The sequence below is a fragment of the Desulfosporosinus hippei DSM 8344 genome (genome assembly GCF_900100785.1).
Taxonomy (GTDB): Bacteria; Bacillota; Desulfitobacteriia; order Desulfitobacteriales; family Desulfitobacteriaceae; genus Desulfosporosinus; species Desulfosporosinus hippei.
Genome location: NZ_FNCP01000001.1, coordinates 363,986 through 386,430 on the forward strand (window position 1 = coordinate 363,986; position 22,445 = coordinate 386,430).

General features: G+C 44.4%; 22 protein-coding genes and 1 other annotated feature. All 22 genes read right to left on the reverse strand.

Annotation, left to right across the window (positions count from 1 at the left end; all coding sequences use genetic code 11):
* Positions 1-208: 208 nt before the first annotated feature.
* A complete protein-coding gene (locus BLS16_RS01775) occupies positions 209-2,680 on the reverse strand; it encodes a DNA internalization-related competence protein ComEC/Rec2 (protein ID WP_092329066.1) in 2,472 nt (823 codons plus the stop codon).
* Positions 2,677-3,315, reverse strand: a complete 639-nt coding sequence (locus tag BLS16_RS01780; RefSeq protein WP_092329068.1) for a ComEA family DNA-binding protein — start codon at positions 3,313-3,315, stop codon at positions 2,677-2,679. Before BLS16_RS01780 ends, BLS16_RS01775 begins: the two co-directional genes overlap by 4 nt.
* A 320-nt stretch (positions 3,316-3,635) precedes the next feature.
* The gene (locus BLS16_RS01785; protein ID WP_092329070.1) at positions 3,636-3,899 is read right to left on the reverse strand and encodes a type II toxin-antitoxin system RelE family toxin; all 264 of its coding nucleotides are present in this window, start codon (positions 3,897-3,899) and stop codon (positions 3,636-3,638) included.
* Positions 3,868-4,125: a hypothetical protein gene (locus BLS16_RS01790; protein WP_092329072.1), complete on the reverse strand. Its 258-nt coding sequence runs from the start codon at positions 4,123-4,125 to the stop codon at positions 3,868-3,870. The genes BLS16_RS01785 and BLS16_RS01790 overlap by 32 nt, the downstream gene beginning before the upstream one ends.
* A gap of 202 nt (positions 4,126-4,327) precedes the next feature.
* Positions 4,328-5,653, reverse strand: coding sequence for a PhoH family protein (locus tag BLS16_RS01795; RefSeq protein WP_092329074.1), 1,326 nt, complete (start codon positions 5,651-5,653; stop codon positions 4,328-4,330).
* 44 nt (positions 5,654-5,697) lie between these two features.
* A complete protein-coding gene (locus tag BLS16_RS01800; RefSeq protein ID WP_092329076.1) occupies positions 5,698-5,895 on the reverse strand; it encodes a hypothetical protein in 198 nt (65 codons plus the stop codon).
* A 217-nt stretch (positions 5,896-6,112) separates the two neighbouring features.
* Positions 6,113-8,236 (reverse strand): cell wall-binding repeat-containing protein, encoded by a 2,124-nt coding sequence (locus tag BLS16_RS01805; protein WP_092329078.1) that lies wholly within the window; start codon positions 8,234-8,236, stop codon positions 6,113-6,115.
* A gap of 131 nt (positions 8,237-8,367) precedes the next feature.
* The gene (locus BLS16_RS24510) at positions 8,368-8,493 is read right to left on the reverse strand and encodes a hypothetical protein (protein WP_282433691.1); all 126 of its coding nucleotides are present in this window, start codon (positions 8,491-8,493) and stop codon (positions 8,368-8,370) included.
* Positions 8,494-8,611: 118 nt separating this feature from the next.
* Positions 8,612-11,116 (reverse strand): leucine--tRNA ligase, encoded by a 2,505-nt coding sequence (leuS, locus tag BLS16_RS01810; RefSeq protein ID WP_092329080.1) that lies wholly within the window; start codon positions 11,114-11,116, stop codon positions 8,612-8,614.
* A 120-nt stretch (positions 11,117-11,236) separates the two neighbouring features.
* Positions 11,237-11,435, reverse strand: a binding site (T-box leader).
* Positions 11,436-11,450: 15 nt separating this feature from the next.
* Entirely contained in the window at positions 11,451-11,810 is a 360-nt protein-coding gene (gene rsfS / locus BLS16_RS01815; protein ID WP_242876142.1) for a ribosome silencing factor, read from the reverse strand.
* Positions 11,785-12,381, reverse strand: a complete 597-nt coding sequence (gene yqeK / locus BLS16_RS01820) for a bis(5'-nucleosyl)-tetraphosphatase (symmetrical) YqeK (protein ID WP_092329082.1) — start codon at positions 12,379-12,381, stop codon at positions 11,785-11,787. The genes rsfS and yqeK overlap by 26 nt, the downstream gene beginning before the upstream one ends.
* A 138-nt stretch (positions 12,382-12,519) precedes the next feature.
* Positions 12,520-12,771 carry an RNA-binding regulator gene (locus tag BLS16_RS01825; RefSeq protein ID WP_014904776.1) on the reverse strand — a complete coding sequence of 84 codons (252 nt, stop codon included), beginning with the start codon at positions 12,769-12,771 and terminating at the stop codon, positions 12,520-12,522.
* Between the two features lie 164 nt (positions 12,772-12,935).
* Positions 12,936-13,568 carry a nicotinate-nucleotide adenylyltransferase gene (gene nadD, locus BLS16_RS01830; RefSeq protein WP_092329084.1) on the reverse strand — a complete coding sequence of 211 codons (633 nt, stop codon included), beginning with the start codon at positions 13,566-13,568 and terminating at the stop codon, positions 12,936-12,938.
* A 249-nt stretch (positions 13,569-13,817) separates the two neighbouring features.
* Entirely contained in the window at positions 13,818-13,901 is an 84-nt protein-coding gene (locus tag BLS16_RS24810) for a putative holin-like toxin (RefSeq protein WP_427846363.1), read from the reverse strand.
* A gap of 121 nt (positions 13,902-14,022) precedes the next feature.
* Positions 14,023-15,579 (reverse strand): ABC-F family ATP-binding cassette domain-containing protein, encoded by a 1,557-nt coding sequence (locus BLS16_RS01835; protein WP_092329086.1) that lies wholly within the window; start codon positions 15,577-15,579, stop codon positions 14,023-14,025.
* 88 nt (positions 15,580-15,667) lie between these two features.
* Positions 15,668-15,823 carry a hypothetical protein gene (locus BLS16_RS23375; RefSeq protein ID WP_092329088.1) on the reverse strand — a complete coding sequence of 52 codons (156 nt, stop codon included), beginning with the start codon at positions 15,821-15,823 and terminating at the stop codon, positions 15,668-15,670.
* A gap of 137 nt (positions 15,824-15,960) precedes the next feature.
* A complete protein-coding gene (locus tag BLS16_RS01845) occupies positions 15,961-17,907 on the reverse strand; it encodes an ABC-F family ATP-binding cassette domain-containing protein (protein ID WP_092329090.1) in 1,947 nt (648 codons plus the stop codon).
* A gap of 420 nt (positions 17,908-18,327) precedes the next feature.
* A complete protein-coding gene (locus tag BLS16_RS23060) occupies positions 18,328-18,543 on the reverse strand; it encodes a hypothetical protein (protein ID WP_143015489.1) in 216 nt (71 codons plus the stop codon).
* A 156-nt stretch (positions 18,544-18,699) separates the two neighbouring features.
* Positions 18,700-18,828 (reverse strand): hypothetical protein, encoded by a 129-nt coding sequence (locus BLS16_RS24515; RefSeq protein WP_282433693.1) that lies wholly within the window; start codon positions 18,826-18,828, stop codon positions 18,700-18,702.
* Positions 18,829-19,220: 392 nt separating this feature from the next.
* Positions 19,221-20,519 carry an L-cysteine desulfidase family protein gene (locus BLS16_RS01850; RefSeq protein ID WP_092329092.1) on the reverse strand — a complete coding sequence of 433 codons (1,299 nt, stop codon included), beginning with the start codon at positions 20,517-20,519 and terminating at the stop codon, positions 19,221-19,223.
* Between the two features lie 219 nt (positions 20,520-20,738).
* Entirely contained in the window at positions 20,739-20,918 is a 180-nt protein-coding gene (locus BLS16_RS01855) for an aspartyl-phosphate phosphatase Spo0E family protein (protein ID WP_092329095.1), read from the reverse strand.
* A gap of 237 nt (positions 20,919-21,155) precedes the next feature.
* The gene (hutI, locus tag BLS16_RS01860; protein WP_092329097.1) at positions 21,156-22,412 is read right to left on the reverse strand and encodes an imidazolonepropionase; all 1,257 of its coding nucleotides are present in this window, start codon (positions 22,410-22,412) and stop codon (positions 21,156-21,158) included.
* Positions 22,413-22,445 lie beyond the last annotated feature (33 nt).

Below are 22,445 nucleotides of genomic sequence, written 5' to 3' on the forward strand. Positions count from 1 at the left end.
AGAGTCCAAGGCAGAATCTTCTTCCGCTATAATTGTGCGTAAGAATTTGTATACGGCAAGTTCAGATTTGGGATAGTACAAAAAAAGTCCTCCACGGTAGTGGAGGAGCAAAAGAAAGAGGAGGAGAAAAGAGATGTTCCTTACTATTGTTACCCTGTATTACCTTTTTATACATTAAATACTAAAATATAAAAGAATTTATTTAGAGTTAGCTTCCCAGATATCGGCCAGGCAGGATTTCAACTCCCTGCTCCCCTATCAATACCCGGATTGTCCCATGCTCATCTGTTCGAAAGACCGGAACATGACGCTCCTCCCAATATTTCAATACGTCTTTCGCAGGATGTCCGAAAGTATTTTTGCCAACAGAGATTAAAGCAGCTTCGGGATCCATGCTTTCTAACCAGGGAGTATATAAAGAGAAACGACTTCCATGATGGGGTACTTTAAAAATATCTGTTTCCAAATTTGCGCCTGACTCAAAAATGTCCTGCATTTCCTCTTCTTCCATATCGGCTGTTAGCATAAAGCTTTGCTCTAGGTAATTAAGCTTAAGCACCAACGAGTTATTATTGGGATCTGAATTAGTTCCCTCCAGAAGTCGATAGGGGCCCAAAACATCCAACCATGCCCCAGACCCTAAATTAATTTGATCCCCGGCTTGCAGCACACGCAGCTTCTCTGACTGTCGGGTTAGTCCCATGGGAAGACCTTCTTGCCATTCTTTATTTTCCAGGCGCTCACCCACAGCAGGCACCCCAACCCAACCAGTTGGAATATTAGCAAGCACTGCACGTGCTCCGCCAATATGATCTGCATCTTCATGAGTTATTAAGAAGGCATCCAAAGCTCCTATCCCTCTATGCAGTAAATAGGGAAGAACTATTCGTTCACCGGCATCGAAGGTCTCACTTCGAGGTCCGGCATCTAACAAAATGGCATGACCCTCCGGACTAAGAATTAACAGAGCATCTCCTTGACCAACATCAATCATGGCCACTTCCAACTCTTGTTGGGCATTCCAAGGGCTCCACAACAATAATAAGATCAACAGAGTTCCGCCCCAACTAACCATCCACCGCTTTACATGCATAGGACTAAAGGACAGACTGACCAGCCTCCGTTGTACCTCTAAGCAAAATTCCCAAGGACATCTCTGGACCAGTTTGCCTGAAATAGATCTCAATCCTCTTCTGTGGTAAACCCATCTGGCCTGTAGAGTAAAAAACGCACGCTCTTTTCCCCACAATAGAATTCCAATCCCACCATACCAAACAATCCAAAAAAGAGGGCCCGGGTTCAAAACCCAAACATCAGCATACGGTAATTCTGCCAGCTTTTCTAAAATTGTATTCGTTCCTTTTAACAACCATAAACTGGCCTGGAATAAAGGAGCAGATAACTCTGCAGAAAAAGATAGGATCACGCCAATCAGCCCTAATTCTAAGACACTGCCTAAGATAAAAAGAATAAAGACATTTACAACAAACCCAACTAAGGATAACCGATGAAAGGCTGCAATCAAGAGCGGAAGCGTTGCCACTTGCGCCGCTAAAGTACCGGCCAAAGCAAGTCTAACTAAAGCAGGTATCTTTGCCAAAAACTTAATCTCCAGAATACGTGGCGTTAACACCACAATTCCCCAAGCTGCAGCAAAGGATAGTTGAAAACCTAGATCCTGAATAATCAAGGGATTATTTATAAATAGACCGACAGCAGCAAAAAACAACCATCTTAGGGTAGCTACTTTTCCTTGCCCCAAGCGACCAAGGATCAGAGCTATTCCTAAAATAGTTGCCCTAACAATCGGAGCGTTTCCTCCACAAAGGGCGGCATACAGCAAAAGCACCAAAACCGTTCCAACAATCCTAAATCTCTTGGGCAAGAACCAAAACAACAGCCAAGAAAACCCCAAGACAAAAGCCACATTGGAGCCTGAGGCAGCAAAAACATGAAGCACACCCGTTACCTTATACCGTTCTATGATATCATCGGGTATTTGGCTGGAATCTCCAAACAGAATCCCTTCCAAAACTCCCGTCTCTGCTGATTCCCAGGCTAAAAGCCGATCCCGAACCTGTTGACGAATCTGCCAAGTCATACTCGGCTTCCCCGCAGTAAGAAGTGTCGTATCCCCCTGAGCATACATCCTTCCGCTCAAGCCTCTAACCCCATAATAAAGGCGCTGATCAAACCCACTAGGTGTACCAAGAGACTTAGGTCTTTCCAGATGGCCCTTAAAGCTAACCAGATCCCCGGGCCGGATCCTTCTCCACTCGCCTGGAACCTGCCCTGAGCCGTCCGGATAAACAGCTAACTGATAAGTCTCCCCCTTAACCTCCCCTTCCTCAACTCTAATTAATCCAACAGCCTTATCCTTAGAAACATTCCAATCCTTTATAAATCCAATAATTTCCACACGATCTAGAATAAGCGGCTCCGGCAAAGTACGCTCAGCAAAAGCCCCATAGAGAAAGCCCAGCATAAGACTCACTGCCAATAAAGGAATCTCAGGACGAAACAATCGTCCAAAAAAGTCACGAGGGCACCACAATATAAAGCGTCCCCCGATCAGAATAAGAATCCCTAAAATCCAAAATCGCCCTTGAACCGGAACATAAGCTCCACAAATTCCTCCCATCAAGAGAGCGACAGCACGAATAATCCAAGGGTCCCTCATGGCCCAACCGTCACTTGAGCAGCCATCTTCTCAAAGGTTTTGGGACCGATACCAGAAACATTCTGCAAGTCTTCTGCCCTGGCAAAGAGTCCATTCTCAGTCCGATATTGAATAATTCGTTCCGCTAAAGCCGGCCCGATACCGGACAGCTTATCCAACTCCGCCGCTCCGGCAGTGTTAATATTAATTTTGCCGTCCACCGACACAGAAGTCCCAGTAGCTGGTGCTGGTGCAGCAGCGGCGGTAGCCGCGGCAGTCGCGGCAGCGGATGGAGAACCAACACCTCCCATTCCACTTGAATTCCCAGTTGCCGGATCAAGTGGAGCAACCACAGCCTTAAAGGGAACCGTAACCTTCTGCCCATCCTTAAGCTTTTCAGCCGGATTCATGTTCTCTAAATTCGCCTCCGGTAACAGTTGAACCTGCTTAAGAGCATCATCTAATCTGGCGTCAGGTGCTAAATGAACAAGACCCGGGCTTTCAACTGCCCCTGCCACATAAACCACAATCTCACGACTGGAATCCGACTTTTGAACATAGGCGTAAGTACCATGAGGAAGAAAGAGCTTCCAAATCGCTATAATAACCAAGGCAACCAGCACAAACCACCATACATAGCGAAGCTTCCGTTCCATAAATCCTTCCCCCTGCACGATTAATTGAATCCATTAGTTTGCTTCAATTCCTCTTTATTCCTTCTTTTTCCTGCCGCGAAGAATCATTTATCCTGTCGAACTCTAGCGTGTTGGGGGGACGGTCCCCCCAACACGCCAACAGGCAACACTATCTAGATGGTCAAACAAAAAGAGCTGTCCAAGAAAATTAAGATCTTGGACAACTCCATATTTGTAGTTATATTCGATGGGGCAGCCAGAAGTCACCATATTCTCTGGTCTGTGGTACAGTAAATGATGAAGGGAAAAAGCTGTTTTCTTTCACTAAGGATCTTCTTCGGTTATTTGTATATTCCTCCACGAGAATCTATTGCCTGAACGTACACAATCTTTTCAGAATGATTGACTTCAAAAAGTATGCGGAAAGCACCAATACGAAGACGATATAAGCTCTGTTGACCCTTTATATGTTTTATGTCACCAGTCGGGGGAATTGAAATAAGTCCCGCCAGCCCTTTGGCAATACGTATTTGGATAGAGACTTCTTGCTTGGCCAGAAATTTGACCGCATCCTTACGGTAGATCAACTCGTAATCCGAATTCACGCCTTGCATCCTCCCCCGTAACATAACCGACATCACTATTGAGTTGCCTAAGTTCTTCTTCGGTTAAGGGTTCATCATCCGGATCAGCTTTATCGATTTTGTCCCAACCTTCTGGCTTTTTTGCTGAACGGTTTAAGAGATACTGCATGAAGTCAAAAACTGTTTTTTGATCATCTTCAGGAAGACGCTCAACTAAATCATGAATATCTTCTTTCCGAATAACCATGAGGCACAACCTCCTAAAATTCAAAATGACCATTAATATAAGATTATCATGTCTATTAAGGAAAAACCAGTTTAGACTGTAAAAAACTACAACTTCAGCCCCCTAGTCTCTCGGTCTTTCCCCTCACCCCAGGGGGACGACCCTTTTAACACACACAATGTGTGTTAAAAGGACCGTCCCCCCAACACGCTTCAAGCAACCGCTATAACAACCTCGCTGCCCGAGTCGCCAGCTCACTCCGCTCTCCACGAATCAAGCGAACTTGCCCATAAAAAGATTGTCCCGCTAACCGAGCGGCTAGATGGGCCAATCCATTACTCTCTTTGTCTAAATAAGGATGATCAATTTGATCAGGATCACCACAGAGAACAATCTTCGTTCCCTCACCCGCACGAGTTATAATCGTCTTCACCTCATGAGCAGAAAGATTCTGAGCTTCATCAATCACGATAAATTGATTAGGAATACTCCGCCCGCGAATATAAGTGAGAACTTCAATTTCTAACTGCCTCTTCTTAATGAGCAGATCAATAGCACTCTCAATCACGGCTTCGCTGCCCTTTTCGCGCTCCTTATCCCGTCGAGCCCGCAGTAAGAATTCAAGATTATCATAAATCGGCTGCATATACGGCCGCACTTTCTGATCCTTTTCCCCCGGCAGAAACCCAATATCTTTACCAAAGGGAACAATCGGGCGAGCACAAAGCATTCTAATATAGGTTTCAGAATGAATCGTTTGCTCCAGACCACTTGCTAAAGCCAGCAACGTCTTACCGGTACCAGCCGGCCCCATTAAGTTAACCAATCTAATCTCAGGATTGTTCAGCATTTCTAAGGCCCAGGATTGTTCTAAATTTCTTGGTCTAACATCCCAGGGAGCAAAACCTTTCCCCATTTGATAGACTAGCCTTTCTCCATTAGGAGTAGATACAAGGGGCAGAACACTGTCGTCACTTAGAATTGCCTTTACACATCGGTTTGGAGATAAGGGCGTCTTTAATTGGATGAACTTATTTTGATAAAGTCCTGCAACCTCATTATCGTCCAGCGGCAAAGTTAAAATCTCCTCCGTAAGAGCCGGCAATACTACTTTGTCATTATGATAATCATCCGTCAGAATCCCTAAGGCATCAGCTTTAACCCGCATGGCAATATCTTTGGTAACTAAGATTACCGGGCGCGCTTCTTCGCGGGTTAAACTGAGTGACACAGCTAAGATCCGATTATCCGCCAATCCTAAATCCGAGTTCAGAGGTAAAATATCATTAGAATAATGATTCAACTCAATTCGCACCTTACATCCATTAGGTAAGAGCACACCTTGAGAAAGTTGACCCTTGGCTCTCAAACTGTCTAAAAAACGGATAGCTTCCCGAGCAGCCCGACCGATATTTTCCAAGATTCGTTTCTTGCTTTCTATTTCCTCCAGAACTACATAGGGAATAATCACTTCATTGTCTTGAAATCGGACGATTGCGTTAGGGTCATGCAGTAACACACTTGAATCGAGTACATATACTTTTTGCAACCTATACACCCCTTTTTGCATCCTCAACTAGCATCTCTCTGTTATTATATTCCAGTAGTTTCGAAATTCCTTACCTCCTCATTAGGAATCCAAGTCTCTCTACTACTATATTCCCAACCTTGCCAAGCATTCGCAATATTCATCAAGTACTCCAATTCCAAGTGAACTCGTTCAGCTAAAAGCTGACCATCGGCTCTCAGACAGGGGATTTTTCTCACTGAAGTAAAATAAGAAACACTCACTTATAGAGCTCCGATTTGATAAATTCTAACATTGATTTGTAAAGTTCAACTTATCCACCATGTTAAACAAGTGTTAAATATATTTACCACCCCCTAACTTCCCAGAGATTTTTTCTGCGAATACGAAAATAAGCGGCCTCCTCCACTTCAACAGTGAAAAGAGACCGCTTACAAAATTAACATAAACACTTTAAATTTTTAGAACTAAAACAAAATCTTACATCCCGTTAAGAACCCTTTCAGCCTGCTTGATCAAACTATCAGGGACAACGACGGCTCCGCCTAAAGCACGAACCGCAGGATGGATCCCTGACGCAGATAGTTTCTTAAGGTATGCTTCAGCTGCGGTTGGGAGGGTTCCCAGTTTGGGGTCAATAAGTAGAATAGGATCACCGGTCTTGGCAGCTAGGGCACTTCCGGCAACTGCATCTACATAATCAAATCCGTTTGCCAAATAAACTGTCTTTGGATTCACTGCAAACTCGTTAACCACAACACCCGTTGTATCGAAACGGTCATTTCCCGCCAGTCGTTTAATAACGGCAGTGGGTACCAATTCTTTAATTTGAGCTTCTACCTCCGGAGAGATAATACCCACTCCCCCTACAATATAGACTGTAGCAGGCTTATTACCAGCCAGGAATTCTTTAGTTTTAGCTGACAGAGTGCTATAAGAAGTGAGGAGCGCCGGGTACTGGTTAGCCCCTACAAAGCTGGCAGCGCTAAGTGCATCAGGAAAACTTTCGCCTGAAACAACGACCACCGGAGTTCCCGCTTGAACATTAGCTTTATTCACTACCGCCATACCTGTATCATAGCGGTCGTATCCACTTAATCGTTCAATATTTCCATGTCCACCCTTTACAAGTTCTGTTTCGATGGATGAACCGATTGCTGCCGTACCACCAATAATCAGTATTTTAGTAGCTGAGTTGGAATGTTTATTAATGTAGTCAAAGGCTTCAGAGGATTCCTCAACGGTAGAGCCTACCAATAATATTGGAGCCTCAAACTTTTTGGATAAGAGACTGGCCGATAAGGCATCTGTGAAGTTATGACCGGAGACTAAAATTATGCTGCTGCATTCTCCGCTGTTGTACGCTTCAGCAATTATGCGGGCGGTTTTGAAACCATCCTGACCCGCCAATCGTGTTTCTTTCGGAATAAAAGATGTCATCAAATCCATATAGTCAAAGGAGTTACTCCCATTGACTTCCGGAATTTGAATTTCAACCGGTTTATTAATGTCTGAAGTAAGGGTATTAAAGGTGATCTTTAAACTCAAATTACCCTTTACCTCTTCATCGGAGCTTTCTTGAGAACTCAAAGTATTCATTAATCCGTTGATCCCAGCCAGATCAACTTTCAGATCAATGATCCCACTCTTCTTGACAACATATCCGTCGGCAATAGCGTATTGCAACTCGATCCCTTGATCACCTAAAATAGGAACCTTTTTCAATTCATCCATGACTTTATTAAATTGAGTTAAGAATTCTGGTTTATTGGCATCAAATTCCTCGAAGGCTTGATTGAACTCACGAATAGTTTCTTCGCCTTCGGGAAGCTGACTAAGTCCCAAAACAGATCCCATAAAATCCTTAACAAAAAGCATAGCCTCTTTGTCTTGTGTAAAATTGTTGACAGTATAACGGATAAACTCCTTTAATTGGGCATCATTTAGCTTTACCTCATAAAGCTTTGCCGATATACGTCCATCCTTTGTTTGCACATATTGGCTTCCCTTAGCAACGACATTCACATCCGGGTTAAAACGTTTAGAATAACTGGTTAGAAATTCTACTTGCTGGGATTGAAAATTCTTCGTAAACTCTGCAAGCTGTGTTAAGTTCATAGTTGGTTGAGCAGCACCCATGTTATAGGGGTTAAGCACCATATATTCCTTCGTTGCAAATTGAGGAGGCAAGGAGGCAGTTGCTATTTGGGGGAGTTTAAATATCTCGATGACTTTTGGCTGAGCACCCGTCAGATCCGAATCTATCCAGACTGGCACAGTTATGTTCATCCCTTGTAAACCCAGACCTATAGTCGCTTGAGACTTTGCCACGGTTTTCTCTTCATTGGTGATTGCTTTAACATCAAAATCCAGTTTGGCATTATTCATAAATGCAGCAGCCGTATTAATTTGTTGTTGGACAGACGGATCAAAATCTGAGCCACTTAAATTAAAGGTCATGGTTGTCTGCTGCTGCAAGGAGGTAACATTTTGCATTTTCATGGCAGCGTCAAAAAGAACCTGCTGATTCTGGCTGCACCCCGTTACAATAAGCAGCAGCGTTAGTAGTGTTCCCACCCAAGTGAATTTTTTCATTAACCTCATTTTTTTCCTCCTTCTCCAGAATAGATCATATACCCATAATACTTTCTACAAAAAAGCATGAATCCCTTCTCACTAACAGGAAATTAATTAGGGCTTGCTAACCAAATCCCTCTCGGCTTGTACCAAGAATCTTACGCGCGTAAGATTCTTGGTACAAGCTCGAGTCTGAGATTAACCATTTTGGTTTCCGCTGTAGCTGCATCTTTTTCAACTCCATGCACACGGTTTTTGACGACAAAGGCTGTTTTCCCATGCACAGTGTTAGAGCTTTCCCTCATCCAGGCAAAGCAGATTATTTTTAGGATTTTAGCAGCACAATGGCCGTAAAGTTAAAGGACAAGTTCACCCCAAGTAAACTTGCCCTTTAAAAATAGTCTATTTTACAACAATATTAACCAGCTTGCCCGGAACCGTAATCACTTTAACAATGGTTTTCCCATCAGTCCACTCGGTAACCTTGGGCTGAGCAAGGACTAGCTTTTCCAATTCAGGGGCTGATATATCAGCCGCTACTTGAATCCGCTCCCGCACCTTACCATTCACCTGCAGAATAACAGTCACTTCATCTTGAACCAAGGCTGCTTCATCTACTTCAGGCCAGGATTGCAAATGAATGCTCACGGTATGACCCAGCTCCCTCCATAACTCCTCCGTGATATGAGGAGCAATTGGAGCTAAGAGAATAAGAATTCTCTCCAAGGCCTCTCGACCGACTTCAGGATTGGCCGTCGGCTGTTCCTTGTAAATATACAAAGCATTAACCCATTCCATAATAGTACTAATTGCTGTATTGAAATTATACCGCTTCCCAATGTCAGTGGTTACCCTCTGAATAGCCAAATGAGTTTGGCGGCGCATTTCTTTGCCGGCGGCATCTAAATCAGCCCATTGGCCCGTTGATTCAGAGGATTCGGATCCCGCACCGGAAGTTTTCCTTAAAAGAGGTTCGTATTGAGCAACCAGCCGCCAAATTCGATTCAGGAATCGATAACAACCTTCAACCCCTTGGTCACTCCACTCCAGATCTCTTTCAGGGGGTGCAGCGAACAGGATAAATAGTCGAGCAGTGTCTGCCCCGTATTTCCCGATGATCGCCCCCGGGCTAACCACATTGCCCTTGGACTTAGACATTTTGGAGCCATTCATACAGACCATACCTTGTGTCAACAAGTTTTGGAAAGGTTCATCCGCTTCCAAATAACCAAAATCCCGTAAGCCCTTTGTAAAGAAGCGTGCGTAGAGAAGATGCAGAATGGCATGTTCTACCCCGCCCACATATTGATCCACATTCATCCACTGATTAACGGCACCTTTAGAGAAAACTTCCTCATCATTACGGGGATCAGTATAGCGCAGGAAATACCAGGAGGAACAGGCGAAGGTATCCATCGTATCCGTTTCACGCCGAGCAGCACCGCCACACTTAGGGCAAGTAGTCTCTATAAAGGAAGAAGAGGTAGCCAAGGGATTTTCTCCTGATTTGAAGACCACATCCGGTGGCAGCATGACGGGCAGCTGTTCATCAGGAACCGGTACAATTCCACAGGAATCACAATAAATCATCGGAATCGGTGCACCCCAGTAACGTTGCCGTGAAATCAGCCAATCCCGCAGCCGGAAATTAACCTTCCGCTGACCAATACCCTGACGTTCTGCCTCATCGGCGATCTTTTCCAAAGCCTCTTCGCTGCCCAGGCCATCGAAGGCATCGGAATTCACCATAACCCCTTCCCCTGAATAAACAGCTTCAGGAGCTTGATCCTTCTCTTCCGGTGAACTTCCCGGTGCCGAAATAACCGTTTTAATCTCCAGCTTATACTTGGTGGCAAATTCGAAGTCCCTTTCATCATGGGCCGGTACGCCCATGACTGCACCGGTTCCATATTCAAGGAGTACATAATTAGCAATCCAAATTGGGACTTTTTTACCGCTTAGAGGATTTAAGCAATAGGCTCCGGTAAATAGTCCTTCCTTTTCTGCATCGGTTGAGGTTCGGGCAATCTCATTGAGACCTTTCATTTTCTCAATAAAGGCCACAGTATCAGCTTCATACTCTGTCCCCTTCACCAACTCCAGAACCAGGGGATGTTCAGGGGCTAAGACCACATAGCTAACCCCATATATAGTATCAATCCGGGTGGTATAGACTGAGATCTTTTCCGGTCGCTCTTCTAAAGGAAATTTTAACTCTACGCCTTCAGACCGACCAATCCAGTTGCGTTGCATAGTTTTAACCTTTTCAGGCCAACCAGGCAACTTATCTAGATCTTGAAGCAAAACCTCTGCATAATCCGTAATTTTGAAAAACCACTGTTCCAGACTCTTTTTAGTGACCAGACTGTCACACCGCTCACATCCTCCATCCACAACTTGTTCATTAGCAAGCACTGTGGCACAGGAAGGACACCAGTTAACATCGGCCTTCTTCTTATAGACCAAGCCATGTTTATAGAATTCTAAAAACAGCCACTGTGTCCATTTATAATAGCCCGGATGGCAAGTGGCTACTTCCCGATCCCAATCGTAGGAAATCCCCATTTCTTGAAGCTGGCGCCGCATATTGGCTATGTTCTTCCAGGTCCAATCAGCAGGAGGAGTCTGGTTCTTAATGGCAGCATTTTCTGCCGGCAAACCAAAGGCATCCCAGCCGATAGGATGAAGAACATTATGTCCCGTCATTCTTTTATAGCGAGCAATTACATCTGCGATAGAATAATTGCGTACATGCCCCATGTGTAAATCTCCCGAAGGATAAGGAAACATAGCCAAAGCATAGTATTTTGGTTTTGTAGAATTTTCCTCAGTTCGATAGGCTTTGCTTTCCACCCATTCTTTCTGCCACTTCGATTCAATCTCCGGAAACGAATACCTCTCTTGCATAAAACTTTCCCCCTTAGAAAAATAAGTTCCCATATATTCTCTCTTAATTATGTACTATTAAAACAAAGACTCTAAAAATCAACCAAGTCTTCATGAAAACGGTAAAAAATCTCCCGTCCCTCAAGGGACGAGAGATCTACTCCCGTGGTACCACCCAATTTTAAATAGTCCTCGAAAGATTATAACGGCTCACACCGGTGTTCATTGCAACCTGAACACAGCTCCAGGGCGAGTTCCCAAAGTCACCAACAACGGCTTGCACCTTCCACCGCTTCTCTAAAGAGGATCCTAAAGTACTACTCCCTATCCCAGCAATTCTTTGTATCATTTTAACTTAATGCTCCATCGGAGTTCCCGACAAAACTTCCGCATCTTTCCAGAGACGCTCAAGCTTATAAAATTCCCTTTGATCCGGAGTCATAACGTGAATCACTAAATCCCCGCCACAATCCATTAGCACCCAATTAGCCATAGGCAATCCCTCCAGATGGATAACCGGGATTCCTATCTCTGGCAGCTTCTCATCCAAATGTTCAGTGATTGCTTTAACCTGAGTAGTCGTATTCCCAGTCACAATCAAGCAATAATCGGTAACCATTGAAATTCCCTTAAGGTTTAAAAGGGTAATATCTCCACCTTTTTTATCTTCAACGATACCGACCACCTTATTAAGCATTGTTTGATCCAGTTCCAATATTTTGCCTCCTTCGTAAATCTTCAAATGTTAGTTGGGTTAAGGGATGAATGGGGCGTTTGCCCTCTCTCAAATATATTAACGTGTGCTCAACACAGGCCAACGTACCCTTTTCTAAATCATCATACAAGGATTGGCGCAAAAAGTCCACTTTTGGGAAATCTCGCTCCGGTTCTGTCAAATCAGCACTGTAAATAAGCATTTCCAACTTACCCATTCCTGGTCTGCCTAAGGTATGATTGGCGACAGCAGCCAGGATTTCCGGATCATCGAGGCCATAATGGTGCTCTAGCCAATAAGCAGCCACGGGTCCATGTAAAACATACGGGCTCAGCTCATCTTCCGGATAGTGTAAAAGGTTCCAGCGCCGGGCATACCTTAACTGATTGTTCAAAGAGACTTCTTTTGCTAAATCATGCACTAACCCTGCACAACGAGCCTTAAGCGGATCTAAGCCATGATGTTGGGCCAGTCTTTCAGCCCAATCTGCTACCCCTAAGGTGTGCTTTAAGCGTTCCTCTGAAAGAACACGGGCCGCTAGATCTCTCAGTACTTCAACCTGCAATTTCACGTACTCCCGCTCCCCTTTTATCTCTCACATTCTCTTTAATAATCTATTTTATCAAGGAAATGGCTGGGATGCAAAAAAAAGTGAGAGACCCCCTACAAAGCATGTGAGAAGGTCTCTCTCTTGACAGTCCTAGGGGTATTACATTTGTTTTGGTTTGGCTTCGTTAACGGTTAATGGCCTGCCGCCAAAATCTTTGCCATTTAACTCTTCCGCCATACGTGCCGCGTCCATATCCTCGACTTCGATAAATCCAAAGCCTCTGGATCGGCCGGTTTCACGATCTGTAATGATCCGACTGCTTTCAACTTGGCCATACTCACTGAAGAATTGTCCGAGTTCTTCAGCAGTAGTATTCCACGGAAGATTTCCGACATATAATGTTGTTGCCATGATAACTGTCACCTCTTGTCAAGTATTAATCACTTAAGCACTGATCGTTTTTAGTATGAACAAATCTCGACAGAGTATGCGAAATAATCCCGAGGAATAATTGCTAAAATAAAATAATTTTAATAAAGGTTCCCAAAATATCTATCACATCTGAATCCTAAAAATCAGGTTTCAAGATAAAGACCTTGCTTTTCAAGATAAAGTCGTACAGGTTCAGGTAAAAGGTAACGGATAGGTTCTCCGCGCTGAACCCTGGCCCGGATATCTGTAGAAGAAATTGCTAAGGCCGGAACTTCCAAATAATGAATCTTCCCCTGAGATTCCGGATGCTCATGTTGAACTTTAAGTAAGAAGTCTTTGGCATCGAATCCCGGACGAGCAGCACCAATAAATTCAATCATAGAAAGAATTTCCTCGGACTCTCGCCAGGAAAAAATCTCCAAAAGGGCATCTGAGCCAGTGATAAAATAAAGCTCATGCTCCGGATAAGTACGGCGCAGAACCCGCAAAGTTTCAACCGTGTAAGACGGACCCTCTCTCTCGATTTCCAGAGAAGAAACCCCAAAGGCCAAATTATCTTCGGTGGCTAGCTTCACCATCTCATAGCGTAACTTGGCATCTGAGACGTCTCTTCGATCTTTATGGGGAGGCTTACCCGTAGGTATAAACAATACTTTGCTCAACTTAAACTCCGCCCGGGCCATCTCAGCAGCAACCAGATGTCCATAATGAATAGGATCGAAGGTTCCGCCCATAATACCCAACCTATTTAATTTTTTGTTTGCATCACTATTCATTATTTTTCTCCAATTGAATTTTCATTATTACACTTAAATATCATGAACCCAATTGATATTTGTTAAGTACACCAGGATTAACACGTTAAACAATTACTACACTTGCTCATTTTTTTAAGAAGATATATAATTAATACAAAAGAACTTGCATAAAATAAAGCTAAGATGCTGATAACATCCTAGCTGCACAACTACCGCAGAATGAGCGGCATAGGGTCACGAAAAAGTAGCTTCCGTGTGAAGGGTGGGCTACTTTTTCTTTGCCTCTTTTAGTATTAAAACGACTAACGTCGCAAACGCAATCATGAGTGAAAGTGTTTGATACACGCTCATAGGCCTCACCCCCTTGCGGGAGATTTTGGCCGCCCACCCTGCCCTATAGAATTGTGCAACTAATTATATCATTTGCAATCTAATTTACTATTACTTCATAGATCACCCATGTGAAGCAGCCTTAAACGATCTTAGTCGTCCACTCCTCAAGATTCCACACATCAGTTACCCAATCTTCGTAGAATTCCGGTTCATGGGATACAACAATTACTGTCCCTTTAAACTCCATAATAGCTTTTTTCAGCTCAGCCTTGGCATCCACATCTAAATGATTGGTAGGCTCATCAAGCACCAGCCAATTTATATCTTTGAGCATTAATTTACATAACCGAACCTTGGCATTCTCGCCCCCGCTTAAGACCATCATCTTACTGGAGATGTGTTCACTGGTCAAACCGCATCTGGCTAAGGCTCCCCGAACTTCAGAATTTGTCAGCCCCGGGTATTCGCCCCATACTTCCTCTAAGGCAGTCTGCGAATTCTTGCGGCTGGATTCTTGCTCGAAATAGCCCGGATAGAGATAGTCACCTAACTCAACTTCACCCGACACGGGAGAAATATATCCTAACAAGGTTTTAAGCAAGGTTGATTTTCCCAAACCGTTAACCCCGCGGATGGCAATCTTCTGCCCCCGTTCTAGAGCTAAATCCAAAGGACGAGTTAAAGGCTCATCATAGCCCAGCACGATTCCCTTGGCTTCAAAAATCAGCTTTCCGGGAGATCGAGCCTCCTTAAACCTGAACTTGGGCTGGATCTTTTCTCTGGGACGTTCGATTAAATCCATCTTTTCCAGTTGCTTTTGCCGACTCTTAGCTCGTCCGGTGGTTGAAATTCGGGCTTTGTTGCGGGCAATAAAATCCTCCAGGCGATCCACTTCTTTTTGCTGTTTATCATAAGCCTTAATCTCTTGAATCTTTTTCGTTTCCAAGAGGGCCATAAACTGCTCATAGTTTCCCGTATAGCGGGTCAAGCTGGCATTTTCAACATGATAAATAACATTAATAACACTGTTTAAGAATGGCACATCGTGAGAAACAAGGATAAAGGCATTTTCATACTGAATGAGATAACGCTTCAGCCACTCAATGTGCTCAACATCCAAAAAGTTGGTGGGCTCGTCTAGAATCAAGATAGTCGGATTTTGCAGCAAGAGTTTTGTCAGTAATACCTTTGTTCTCTGCCCTCCACTCAAATCCGCCACATCTTTCTCCAGGCCAATTTCTCCCAGCCCTAAACCATTGGCAATTTCCTCGATTTTTGTGTCGATCATATAAAATCCGTTGTGCTCCAGAATACTCTGGATTTCTCCGACTTCTTCTAAGAGCTTATCCATCTCGTTTTCGGAGACATTGCCCATCCGGTTATAAATCTCCAACGTCTCTGCTTCTAAATCATACATTCCCTGAAAGGCTTCTTTGAGAACATCTCGGATGGTCTTTCCTTTAGTTAAAACCGTATGCTGATCCAAGTATCCTACAGTAACCCGATTTGACCATTCAACTTTGCCTTTATCAGGCATCAGCTTGCCTGTAATAATATCAAGAAAAGTCGATTTACCTTCCCCATTGGCTCCCACTAAGCCAACATGCTCTCCCTTTAATAAGCGAAAGCTAACCTCTTCAAAAATCTTGCGTCCGCCAAATCCATGGCTGACATTTTCGACATTTAAAACACTCATCTTACCTTAACTTCTCTCCCTTTTTTCTGTTAACTAATTTAATTAAGCATTAACTCCAGCATCATTTCCGGTAAAGTTCTAAGATTGACTACTTATCGAACATTCCACCGACTTTGCGCCGTTTGGTACCCTTGCGCTTCTCGCCGATTTTCTGGGTTGCTTTAGTTGGGCCCCCTTGTTGAGAACTCTTCAGCTTTTTTTCCTCAACTAATTTCTTCATCTTATCTATAAGTTTCTCATCCATTTTTTTATCCTCCAATTATCATTCCAAACTACGAGTATCCCTGATGACTCTTAACAACGCAGGTTAAACTTATTATTCGATACCCAGATTCCCACTTCTTCTACTTGAACAAGATCACCATCTCTTAGGTCACGATGTTATCCCTTGCTCTCAGCAATTCTCTCCGCTAACTCTGTTAAATAGGTCCAGCGTTCCAGCAAATCATCAAGCTTTTGTTCAAGAGTTTGCTGAAGTGCGGCTAACTCAGTTAGCTTTCCAAAATCACTGCCTGCTTCATTCATTTCTTGACTATTTTTCTTTAAGAGTCCTTCAACCTCGGCAATCTGCTCATCAATTTGAGCATACTCCTGTTGTTCTTTATAGGTCATTTTAAGTGGACGATCCTTTTTACGCTCAGGCTTTTCCTCATGAGCCTGAGCGTCTATTCCTCGAAAGGTTTTGGCTAAGGCAGCCAATTTAACTGACTGTTCAGCCTCTTGCTCAGTCCTATAGACCTGCTCCCGATAGTCGGAATAATTTCCCACAAAGGATTGGATTTCCCCTGCCCCTTTAAAGAGGAAAATCTTATCTGTAACCCGGTCCAGAAAATAACGATCATGGGATACAGCAATAACTGCACCGGGAAAATCCTCCAAATAGTTCTCTAAAATCGTCAGAGTCTGGATATCCAAATCATTCGTCGGCTCATCCAATAAGAGCACATTTGGGGCTCCCATCAAAATCCGCAAAAGATATAACCTGCGTTTCTCTCCCCCGGAAAGCTTCCCGATTTGAGTCCACTGAGCAGCCGGGGGAAACAAAAACCGCTCTAACATTTGGGAAGCCGATATTGAACCACCATCCGCAGTGGGGATCACTTCTGCAATTGACTTGATCTCATCAATAACGCGTTTATTGGGATCCAATTCGGTGTTTTCTTGGGAAAAGTATCCTATATTAACTGTGGAACCCAGATCTATACTCCCACTATCCGGTATCAAATTCCCGGTAATCAGATTCAACAAAGTTGATTTACCACTGCCATTAGGCCCGATGATCCCAATCCGATCATCTCGCAAAAGAACATAATTAAAATCTTTAATTAGTAACCCACGCTCAGGAAACCCTTTACGAACTTCCCGGCATTCGAGAATTTTCTTGCCCAGACGGGAGGACCCGGTGGGCATTTCAATCCGCTCGACAGAATCTAGGGGCTTATCCTCCTGGAGCTTTTCAAAACGCTCAATCCTGGCTTTCTGTTTTGTCGTACGGGCTTTAGCACCTCTGCGCATCCAAGCAAGTTCATTGCGATATAGATTTTGGCGTTTCCGCTCTGTGGCTTCAGCCTGCTCTTCCCGTTCTGCTTTTAATTCCAGGAAGCGACTGTAATTACCGGGGTAAGGATAGAGATTACCTCTGTCCAATTCAAAGATTCGGCCAACCACTCGATCCAGAAAATAGCGATCGTGAGTAATCATCACCAAAGCACCCTTGCGTTTATTCAGGTATTGCTCCAGCCAATCCACTGTATCATTATCGATGTGATTGGTTGGCTCATCAAGCAGCAGAATATCCGTAGGATTAATCAGAGCACTGGCTAAAGCCACTCTTTTTCGCTGCCCGCCTGAAAGGGTTCCTACTATTGTATCAAACTTAGATATTCCCAGCTTATTCAAGATGGTCTTAGCCTCATTTTCCAGCTGCCAAGCATCCAGTTCATCCATCTGCTGACCTAAGCCAATTAAAGTTTGCTGAAGCATGGAGTCCTCTGGCTTCTCCGCCAGCTTTTCCAAGACCAATTCATACTCCCGCAAAAGCTTCATAACAGGGGAATTACCTTTGAAAACCTGTTGTAAAACTGTTGCAGTTTCTTCAAAATCAGGATTCTGAGGCAGATATTCTAAGCGGATACTATTACCCTTCGTAACCTTACCCTGTTCTGGCCATTCCAAACCGGCTAATATTTTAAGCAATGTAGACTTACCCGTCCCATTAACTCCAATTATTCCGATCTTTTCACCTTCGTCAATACCAAAAGAAATATCCTGGAAAAGAACCTTTTCCCCATAGCCCTTTGATAAATTCTCAGCAGTTAAGACATTCATAACGATCCTCTTCTCCTTAGCAAAAGCTGTAGAACGCCTTATTATATCACAGTCCGGGCCACAATGCCCAGAGAGTCTGGTTTCGCTGGGGCAAGAATGTAGGTTCCGCTAAATCAAAGGTCAAAAAAAGAAGTCCCTTAACTTCAATTATCTCTGCGAAGTTAGGGGACTTCTATTCACGAGAGAAGGGGACGTTCTTTCTGTCTGGCTCTGGGGCGGAGCGCTTTTCCGCTTGTTAACCCGTGCGAAGACAGTGTCTTCGTTAAGCACGCGTCTGCGAGTTCCGCCGCTGGCTCGCTGGACGGTTCGCGAGCGCGTCCGAACCTCTGGGCTTTTCTGCATGTGAACCTGCGGCGCGCTACGGGGACGCAAACCGTCGAACCTCGCCTTAGCGCGGCTTCACTGACGCATCCGCTTTGCCTAAAAGCGCTCCTCCAGCCAGTTTGTCGGGAGTGTAAGCAGAACTTTGGGGCTATGGTAAGGCTTCGCAGAAATCTTCAGCGTGTTAGGAAGACAGTCCTTTAGTTTTTTATCCTCTGATGGTGCCGCCTTAGTAGCTGCATGAATGGCTACTCTGAAAATCCCCAAAAACGTCTTACGATAATAGACCCGAAGGACAGGGCGGATTCGATCCACAGAAGTGAACCCATTGCATTGAGAGGCGGTAAAGCCCACAAAGCTGACCTGGGAAGTGAAGCCACGGGTTCACCTCAGGGTATTACCCAGAGGTTTGGCACGAAAGTGTCCGGTACGATAGTCTCCAGCGGAGAGTATCGCCGAAGCCGTGATCCCTTAAGGAATCCCTACCGGCGTAGGATACATTTTCGCTGAAGCGGCTATCCCCAAAGAATACTTATCCGCTGAAGATCGCTCCCAGGTCAGCGCGTGGGCCAGCTCGGAGTGTTGAGTTGCCGAAGACACTGCTGCAAGAAGGTTTAACCCGTGCGAAGACAGTGTCTTCGTCGCACGAGTTAGCTGGTCTTGCAGGATGTGGGAGAAGCTCCCGCCCTGACCCCAGCGACCCCTTTTACCCCCAGCTTATTCTAAAGTAGCGGCATGAACGGCTTCCCTGAAAAAGGCAGCTTCTCCCAACAGGAGTGAACGAATTGCATGAAGAGGCGGTAAGGCCTACAAAGTTTGGGCGGGAAGTGAAGCCACGGGTTCACTCCAGGTATTACCCAGAGGTTTGGCGAAGCTCCCGCCCAAACGAGTAGGTGAGCCTCGGAATGCTGAGTTACCGAAGACACTGTCTTCGCACGAATTAGCTAGTCTTGCAGGATGTGGGAGAAGCTGCCCGCCCCAGCGACCCCAATTTACCCAACCTTCTTTTGCACCATGATATCCAGAATAACTCTATCCACCGCCGTACTCCCCTGATTGGCAAGGCGTCCCAAGTTTTCGAGGGTTTGTTCAGCACTTTCCTCAATAATCCCATTTGTCGACTGGATAGTTTTACCCTGAACAGCCATGATTGCCGATTGAACTGCGGCACTGGTACAGGTTGACAACTTCATAGCACACCCGGCCTTAGCCCCATCACAGAACATTCCGGTGGTATTCCCCTGCATATTCTGAATAGCCGACAATACTTCAGCTTTTCCACCTCCCAGCAGATAAGCAATACCACAGCTGGCACCGGTGGCAGACGCTGTAGCTCCACATAAGGCGGATAATCGTCCGATCTTTGTCTTAATATAGATTGCAATAAGATTACTTAAGGTTACTGCTCGAATGAGCTGCTCCCTTGAAGCCTGAGATTTTTCTCCTACGGCCACTACCGGCAAAGTCGCCGAGATTCCTTGATTACCGCTTCCCGAGTTGCTCATAACCGGCATAGTACACCCTGACATCCTGGCATCTGAGGCACCTGCTGTAAGAGCCATAGCGTTAGTTATCAAATCATCGGAAAGCATTCCTTGGCTGATACCTTCTTTGATGGTCTTTCCTACTTCTAAGCCATAAGCCTTCGATAACCCCTCTAACCCTACACTGGTATTCAGCTCGATAGTCTTATCAATTATTGAAAGGTCGCTGACCTTAACTCGCTCAACAAATTCCCATATACTATCAATTGTCATGAAGGAGTCTGCACTATTCTCAGTATCCCCGGTTCCATCTGAACCACTCTCATTTTCTAAAGCATCTACTAATACTTTCCCATCTACTTCAATAAAAACAACCTTAGTATGCTCGTCGGCAACAACTACCTTTGCAGTGGATTGAGGGGTATTAACAATGACTTCAATGTACAACTTTTTGGCAGTCTCTGCTACCTCTACTTTGACCTTTTTCTGATCAATCATTCGTTTAGCATTTTCTACATCCTGAGTAGTTAATCCGCTCAAAACTTCCAGACCTTTAGTAAAATCTCCCGCCAGTACACCTAAAGCAGCCGCTAGATCAACTCCACTGCCCTGAGCACCCGGAATACTTACCGCCATGGCGTTTTTAAGAACATTAGTGCTGGCCAGAATTCTTATTGACGTAATCAGTTCTCCCTTTACGTGCTTTTTGGCTAAGGCAGCAGCAAAGGCAATAGCCATGGGTTCTGTACATCCTAGTGTTACAACAAGCTCTTTCTCTAAACGTTCTAAAAATTTCTTATAGCTCATTTTATCTATTTCCCCCTGGTTCAAATAATCTTGTAAAAAAGGTAGGCAGCCTAGCATTTTCTTTGATTATAACCTATTTCAGTACTTAATGCTTTCATAAAACAAGTCTTGTGCTAAAGGGCAAAAAGGCCGCCTCGGGCATCCCATAGTTGGAGCCGAGAACAGCCTGGTCAGTATGTACAAAATTGAACAGATTGATTGACACATTGAAGCTATAAATTAAGATGTTTTGTATTCCGAGTTTGCCTTTAATCTGTCTCTCAAATAAAATTCATTGATTAAAAGATCTAATTTACAGCTTATACTGACAACCCTCTGGTCAGTAAGCTTTTTGTCTGAGGCAACTTCGTGCATTTGTAATCTCAATTCTTCAATTTTTTTATCAATCAAATCATTCACTTGCCAATCCTCATTTCAACAAATAATGGAATCCTGGAACATTCTAATATATTTTACTGTTAACATCAACAATATATAAGCTAATCTTTTGTCGTAATATGGTAAATACTTGCAATTGATCAAAAAATCTCCTTCAAAAGCGTTTCCACGTTGCTAAGGGACGAATTTTGCATTATTAATGTAATATATTTCCAGACGAAAACACAATTCTCCACGAAATTTCGGTTAATGGGTTGACTAACCCCAGACAACCTTTCCTTTTTTGATAACAGTCTCCACCGGGTTATTTCCGAAATGATAGGGCAAATAGTTAAGATTAGGAATATCCAGAATAAGCACATCCCCTTGTTTTCCAACCTCTAAGCTACCTACCTGCTTTGCTCTGCCGATTGCATGGGCGGCATTGATTGTAGCTCCGGCTAAGACCTCTTCCGGAGTAAGCCTAAGGTAAAGGCAGGCAATGGTTAAAACAAGAGGCATGGATTCCGTCGGAGATGATCCGGGATTTGAATCTGTTGCCAGGGCCACGGGAACACGGGCACGAATCATATCTCTGGCTCTGGCGTAGGAGTTCTTAGCAAGATTAAAGGAAGTTGCCGGCAGCAACACAGCAATTACCCCCTGTCTGGCCAGGGCTTCAATACCCTGATCTGAAGCTTGCAATAAATGGTCTGCGCTGACAACTCCCAGTCTGGCAGCTAACTCTGCCCCCCCCGCCGAGGCTAATTCATCCGCATGCATTTTTAACTTTAGATTTAATTGTTGGGCTTTCAGTAAAATCCGCTCGCTGGATTCGAGACTAAACACACCGGGTTCACAAAAAACATCGCAGAATTCCGCCAGGTTTTCAGCTGCAATAACCGGCAGCATTTCATCCACAATATAATTTGTAAACTCCGCTTCACTATACCCGGTCGGTACTGCATGGGCTCCCATGAAAGTTGGTACTAAATCAATAACCTGAGTATCGTTTAATTCCCGAATAAGACGTAAAGCCCTCAACTCATCCTCGACCATTAATCCATATCCGCTCTTTACTTCGGCAGTTGTTGTTCCCAAGCTAAGCATGGTCTGAAGCCGCCGCCTGGTTTGAGCCTTTATCTCTTCGTCTGAAGCCTGCCTGGTTGAGCGAACGGTTGAAAGGATTCCTCCACCCTGTTTAAGAATCTCCAAATAGGGAACCCCTTTCAACTTCAGCGAAAGTTCATTCTCCCGGGAACCTGCATAAAGAACGTGGGTATGTGGATCGACAAATCCCGGAGTTACAACCTTGCCCCGCGCACTGATTTCCTGGGTATCAGGCCCTGACCACCCAGCAGCTCGAATTTCTGCCGTTGTCCCAACCGCGACAATCATTCCCTCTCGGATAGCAACAGCGCCATCTTCTACTATACCAACCTCAGACATCTCTTCCCCACAGGCAGGATTGTCAGAAAACCCCTTCATTGTCACCATCATTTGAGCAGAATGGATCAAAAGATCCGCATAATGCATAGGATCATCTCCCTTAAAATCAATTGGGAAGCA

Coding starts and splice junctions, on each gene's coding strand:
- BLS16_RS01780 (WP_092329068.1), bottom strand. CDS start 3,315: ATGGAACGGAAGCTTCGCTATGTATGGTGGTTTGTGCTGGTTGCCTTG.
- BLS16_RS01850 (WP_092329092.1), bottom strand. CDS start 20,519: ATGAGCTATAAGAAATTTTTAGAACGTTTAGAGAAAGAGCTTGTTGTA.
- hutI (WP_092329097.1), bottom strand. CDS start 22,412: ATGCATTATGCGGATCTTTTGATCCATTCTGCTCAAATGATGGTGACA.
- BLS16_RS01805 (WP_092329078.1), bottom strand. CDS start 8,236: ATGAGGTTAATGAAAAAATTCACTTGGGTGGGAACACTACTAACGCTG.
- BLS16_RS01845 (WP_092329090.1), bottom strand. CDS start 17,907: ATGAATGTCTTAACTGCTGAGAATTTATCAAAGGGCTATGGGGAAAAG.
- nadD (WP_092329084.1), bottom strand. CDS start 13,568: ATGAATAGTGATGCAAACAAAAAATTAAATAGGTTGGGTATTATGGGC.
- BLS16_RS23375 (WP_092329088.1), bottom strand. CDS start 15,823: ATGGATGAGAAACTTATAGATAAGATGAAGAAATTAGTTGAGGAAAAA.
- BLS16_RS01835 (WP_092329086.1), bottom strand. CDS start 15,579: ATGAGTGTTTTAAATGTCGAAAATGTCAGCCATGGATTTGGCGGACGC.
- BLS16_RS01825 (WP_014904776.1), bottom strand. CDS start 12,771: ATGGCAACAACATTATATGTCGGAAATCTTCCGTGGAATACTACTGCT.
- BLS16_RS01790 (WP_092329072.1), bottom strand. CDS start 4,125: ATGGTTATTCGGAAAGAAGATATTCATGATTTAGTTGAGCGTCTTCCT.
- BLS16_RS24810 (WP_427846363.1), bottom strand. CDS start 13,901: ATGAGCGTGTATCAAACACTTTCACTCATGATTGCGTTTGCGACGTTA.
- BLS16_RS01775 (WP_092329066.1), bottom strand. CDS start 2,680: ATGAGGGACCCTTGGATTATTCGTGCTGTCGCTCTCTTGATGGGAGGA.
- leuS (WP_092329080.1), bottom strand. CDS start 11,116: ATGCAAGAGAGGTATTCGTTTCCGGAGATTGAATCGAAGTGGCAGAAA.